This is a genomic window from Nocardia sp. NPDC056564, from assembly GCF_042793755.1.
Classification (GTDB): domain Bacteria; phylum Actinomycetota; class Actinomycetes; order Mycobacteriales; family Mycobacteriaceae; genus Nocardia.
In genome coordinates this window covers 1-5,662 of the sequence record NZ_JBHTUR010000046.1, presented here as the reverse complement: position 1 = coordinate 5,662, position 5,662 = coordinate 1, and the positions used below count along the sequence as shown (strand labels likewise).

2 protein-coding genes are annotated in these 5,662 nt (G+C 68.5%); one reads left to right on the top strand and one right to left on the bottom strand.

All coding sequences use genetic code 11. The annotated features are described in order from the left end of the window. Positions 1–126 precede the first annotated feature (126 nt). On the bottom strand, positions 127–1,293 hold the full coding sequence (locus ACFQ9K_RS45410) for a lipase family protein (RefSeq protein ID WP_378726731.1): 1,167 nt from the start codon (positions 1,291–1,293) through the stop codon (positions 127–129). Positions 1,294–1,978: 685 nt separating this feature from the next. On the opposite strand from ACFQ9K_RS45410, the gene ACFQ9K_RS45405 reads away from it, so the two are divergent. Further along, entirely contained in the window at positions 1,979–5,482 is a 3,504-nt protein-coding gene (locus ACFQ9K_RS45405; RefSeq protein ID WP_378726729.1) for an indolepyruvate ferredoxin oxidoreductase family protein, read from the top strand. Positions 5,483–5,662 lie beyond the last annotated feature (180 nt).

Genomic DNA, 5,662 nt, shown 5'->3' with positions numbered 1-5,662 from the left:
CGACCGCGCCCCCCACCCCGCCGACGACAAGCCCCGCGCCGAATCCGCGGCGCCGGCCCGTTCGACCCCCTCACCACGGGGAGGGGCCCCGGGTGTTGTCCGCGGGGCCCACTTTTCCGTCGTGGGTCAGCAGGTGGTCGGTGCCGGTTCGCCGCGGAAACGGGCCTCCACGTAGTTCCAGGCCTGGACGAAACCCGCTGCGGCCGTGGTCAAGTGCTCCGCTATCTCGTAGGGGTGGAACTCGACCTTGGCGCCCGCCTTGCAATAGCGGTCGACCACCTCCGCCACCGGCGGGAAGAAGGTCATCTCGTCGAAGCGCCCCTGCCAGATGTAGGTGGGCACGGAGGGAACGCCGTCGAAGTAGCGCAGGCTGTTCTCCCGCAGCACCTGATGGGCGACCGGGCTGTCCATCAGGCTCTTCGACGCGGCCATCTGCTCGGCGTTGCGGAACGCGCCGTGGAACAGCAGGAACCGGCGGCACGCGTCATGGGTGAATTCGCGGAACCACAAACCGTTTTCGTTGAGCTGGTCTGACACCGGCAGCCGGTCCGGGTATTCGCGCTCCAGGCCCATCGCCGCGGCGAACGCCAGCCCGAAACCGGGGTGCGGCGCGAAGCCGAGCGCCATCGCCATCTCCTCGAGATCGGCGGGGATGCCGCCGGCGATCGACGCGGTGATCTTCAGGTCGGGCGCGTAGGTCGGCTGCAACGCAGCCGCCCAGGCGGTGGCCATCCCGCCGCCGGAGTAACCGGCCAGTGCGACAGGCGAATTGGCGAGACCGAGCTCCGATACCTTTTGCACGGCCTTGACGCTGTCCAGGGTCATCATGCCGCTGAGCCGCGCCGCGCCGTAGGCCGAGGTGGGGCCGAGGTAGTCGGGCAGCGAGACCGCCCAGCCGCGCCCGATCGGCAGCATCGCGCCGACCGCGTCCTGCAGTTCGCCGTTGAACAGCGAGCGCGACGGGTTGCACTGGGTGCCAAGGGAGTTGATCAGCGCCTGGTAGGAGACGAGCGGTGGGTGCTCGACGCCGTTGGGCAGCAAGACGGTGGTCACGCCCATAACCGGCTTGTTCTGTGAGTTGGTGGACCGGAAGGCGACCTGCCAGCCGGTGGTGCCGACATACAGGCCGGTGTCGATCTTGCGGGCGCGCACGACATCGCCCGGCTTCAGCTCGGCTAGGTCGGCGGGCGGGGCGTAGAACACGTCCGGATCCGGTGTGGGATAGAGCGGTTGAGCGTTCGCGGGCAGGCCAAGCAGGCCGACCGAGACGACGCTCAACAACAGGATCGCGATCCTGAATGGAACTCTCTGCACGGTTTTCCTTCGAATCTCGGCCCCTGTCGACCTGCCGACCCCGACACGCCTCGGCAACTCGAACGGACCACCACTGCACTGGAAACCGTGGCGAACGTCATCGTTCGCCACGCGGACGGTGGGACATGCACTCACAGCCGAACCGAAGATCGGACCGGCACACCACCTTTCGGCTCGACGACTGTGGGTTGCCACAAAAGTGGCACCGTCCGCAGCGAACGTAGCGCCGCGCCTTCGGCACCGCGCAACCGGGTCCGGCATATTGGACAATTCACAACGCATTTCCTGTGCGTTTGACCAAGATCACTACCCCCAACCCCCGCCCACGCCGCGTCATAGCCCCAAGCTCTAGAACCGGCCCCCATCCCACCCGGCCACGGCCGTCGAACGGGACCGGGCGGAGCCGTCACTCGACGTTTGCCTCGGCTTGGTCCCGTTTGCTGGACAAGATCGGCGAACTGTCCGATTCGGCGGCCGGTGGTGGCGGTCACAGTCCACCTCACATCCTGCATAGTGTGTGCCCATTCACAGGAAGGCAAATTGCGCAGTATGCTCAATTTGTAGAGCGCCTATTGTTCAATTCGCGCTTCGAGGGCAGGGTAAAAGGCATCAAGTGCTCAACTAAGGCGGCGCCCGATCGGTGCCGGCCGGAACGGGTGGATGTATGACCGAGCTCGCGGATCACGATCTGATTCCGGCGCCGTACGACCTTGCCGACCGCTACCGCGTCGGCGCAGGCACCGTTGTCCTCACCGGGGTCCAGGCGATCGCGCGTCAACTGGTGGAACAGCACGTGCGCGACCTGCGCGCCGGTCGGCGCGTCGGGACCTTCGTGTCCGGATATCAGGGCAGTCCGCTCGGCGGCGTGGACAAGATGCTGGCCGGGATGCCGAACGTGCTGACCGAGCACGACATTTCGTTCGTCCCCGGGTTGAACGAGGAACTGGCCGCGACCTCGGTGTGGGGGAGTCAGGCCGATCTGCCCAAGGGCAGCGCCACGCACGACGGGGTGGTCGGCGTCTGGTACGGCAAGGGCCCCGGTCTCGACCGCGCCACGGATGCGTTGCGGCACGCCAACATGTACGGCGCGAACGCCAACGGCGGCGTGCTCCTGCTGGTCGGCGACGACCCTGCGTCGAAGTCCTCGACGGTGCCCGCGGTGAGTGAGCGCTCGCTGGCCGCGATGAACATCCCGGTCCTGTTCCCGCGCAACGCGCGCGAGATCATCACCATGGGCCTGCACGGCGTCGCGCTCTCGCGCGCCTCGGGTTGCCTGGTCGCCCTGAAGATCGTGGCCGACGTCGCCGACGGGGCCTGGTCGGTGGACGGCGACGTGGGCGATATCGACATCGTCGTTCCCGAGATCACCTGGGAGGGACGCCCGTTCCGCTACCTGCAGCGCCCGATGGCCGCGCCGACGGACAGCGTGATCGCCGAGGCGGACCTGTACGGCCCGCGCTGGGAGATGGTCAAGGCCTACAGCACGCTCAACGATCTCGATGTGATCGAGCTGAACCCGCCGCACGCCACCCTCGGCATCGCCGCCACCGGAACCACGTTCGACGCGGTCCGGCAGGCGCTGATCGACCTCGGTGTGGACGACGACGATCTGATGCGCGCGGGCGTCCGGCTGCTGCGCATCGGCATGCCGTTTCCGATTGCGCCCGAACGGGTTCGGCAGTTCGCCAAGGGCCTGACCCGCCTGGTCGTGGTCGAGGACAAGACCGCGTTCATCGAGACCCAGATCCGGGAGATCCTCTACGGCACCGCCGACGCCCCGGAGATCATCGGCAAGCGCGACGCCGCGGGCCGCCCGCTGTTCGGCCAGGACGGCGAGCTCACCACCGGCCGGATCACCAAGCCGCTGAGCCGCGCGCTGCACGGCTACCTGGACACGAAACGTCCACTGCCGCAGCCGCTGACCCTGTCCGTGCTGCCCGCCAAGCGCGCCGCCTACTTCTGCAGCGGCTGCCCGCACAACCGCTCCACCGCGGTGCCGGAGGGTTCGCTGGCCGGCGGCGGCATCGGCTGCCACACCATGGTGACCATGTCCGGCCGGGAAGACAGCCAGGTCACCGGCCTGACCCAGATGGGCGGCGAGGGCGCGCAGTGGATCGGCCAGGCGCCGTTCACCGACGTGCCGCACCTGTTCCAGAACATCGGCGACGGAACGTTTTTCCACTCCGGCCAGCTCGCCGTGCAGGCCTGCGTCGCCGCGGGGGTGAACATCACCTACAAGCTGCTCTACAACGACGTCGTCGCGATGACCGGCGCCCAGGACGCGGAGGGCGCGCTCGCCGTGCCGAGGCTGACCCACAAGCTGACCACCGAGGGCGTCGCGCAGATCATCATCTGCGCCGACGAGCCGAAGAAGTACCGCAAGCGCGACCTGGCCCCCGGCACCCGCCTGTGGCACCGCGATCGGCTCGACGAGGCCCAGCGCGCCCTGCGCGAGGTACCCGGCGTCACCGTGCTCATCTACGACCAGCACTGCGCCGCCGACGCGCGCAGGCAGCGCAAGCGCGGCACCCTGCCGACCCGACGGACCCGGGTCGTGATCAACGAGGCGGTGTGCGAGGGCTGCGGCGACTGCGGCGTCAAGAGCAACTGCCTGTCCGTGCAGCCGGTGGACACCGAGTTCGGCCGCAAGACCCGCATCGATCAGACCTCCTGCAACACCGACTACACCTGCATGGACGGCGACTGCCCGTCCTTCGTCACGGTGGAACTGCCGGACCCGGCGACGGCGAAGGCCAAGAAGCGCAAGGCGATCCAGCGTCCGACCCCGCCGGTGCTGCCCGATCTCCCGCAGCCCGCGCTGACCACGACGCAGAACGTCTTCCTGGCCGGCATCGGCGGCACCGGCATCGTCACCGTGAACCAGGTGCTGGCCACCGCCGCGCTGCGGGCCGGTTACGAGGTGGCGAGCCTGGACCAGATCGGCCTGAGCCAGAAGGCCGGACCGGTCGTCTCGCATTTGCGTTTCGCCAGTGGGGAATTGGAGCCCGCGAACCGGCTGACCCCGGGTTCGGCGGACTGCATCGTGGCGTTCGACCTGCTGACCGCCACGGACAACAAGAACCTGGCCTACGGCTCGAAGACGAACACGCTGTCGGTCGCCTCCACCAGCAAGACCCCGACCGGGGACATGGTGTACGACAAGGCCGTCGAGTACCCGGAGACGCCCGCGCTGCTGGCGCGGCTCGAGCAGGCCTCGCGCGAGGTGCGCTCGTTCGACGCGCTCGGCGCCGCCGAGGTGCTGTTCGGCAACACCGCGGCCGCCAACTTCCTGATGGTCGGCGCCGCATACGAACTCGGCGGCCTGCGCATTCCTGCGGCGTCGATCGAGGAGGCCATCGAGATCAACGGTGTTGCGGTGAACGCCAATATCGCGGCGTTCCGCTGGGGCCGGGTCGCGGTCGCCCGACCGGACGAGTTCGCCGCCGCCGCGGGCCGCCCGGAGCGTAAGCGCACTGAAATCCAGCTTCCGGCCGATCTTTTCGACGGCCTGACCGCGACGGGTGAGACCAGGCGGCTCGTCGAACTGCGGGCCGGAGAGCTGATCGGGTTCCAGGGTGTTCGGGTCGCCCGCGACTATGTCCGCACGGTGCAACACATCTGGGTCGCGCAGCAGCGCGTCACCGACCGCACCGAGTTCAGCGAGCAGGTCGCGCGTGGCCTGTACAAGTTCACCGCCTACAAGGACGAGTACGAGGTGGCCCGTCGCCTGGTCGACCCGGCCTTCCTGGACGAGGTCGCGGGTCAGCTGCCCGAGGGGTCGAACCTCACCTACAAGCTGCACCCGCCGGTGCTGCGGGCCATGGGCCGCAAGAAGAAGATCGGCATCGGACCGCGCGGGCATCTCGCGCTGAAGCTGCTGGCCAAGGGAAAGCGGTTGCGCGGCACCAAGTTCGACCTCTTCGGTTACGCCCACGTCCGCCGGGTCGAGCGGGCCCTGCTCGCGCACTACACCGACATGGTGACGACCCTCGCGGACACGCTCGACCCGGCGGGCTACGACCGTGCGGTGCGGGCCGCGGCGCTCGCCGACACCGTGCGTGGCTACGAGGACATCAAGCTGGCGAACGTGGAGGTGTACCGAAACGGCCTGCGCGAGCTCGGCATCGAGCCGCCGGCGGTGGATACGAACGGCGCGGCTGGGCAGTAGACCGCGCGCCTGGTCGAGCGTAAGGCCACGCTCCCGGGCACATGGGAAGCGGCCCGCCACCCAAACCGGTCGGGGCCCTTTCACCGGTGTTGCTAATCGGGGTCCAAACCCCATGCCAAAACCATTTTTGTTACAGGTCGACAGACAGGGTCGGGAGGGTGATGCCCCCCCGCCCCCGGA

Excerpts from the sequence above, each read along its gene's own strand:
- ACFQ9K_RS45405 (WP_378726729.1), top strand. The coding sequence starts at position 1,979 with ATGACCGAGCTCGCGGATCACGATCTGATTCCGGCGCCGTACGACCTT.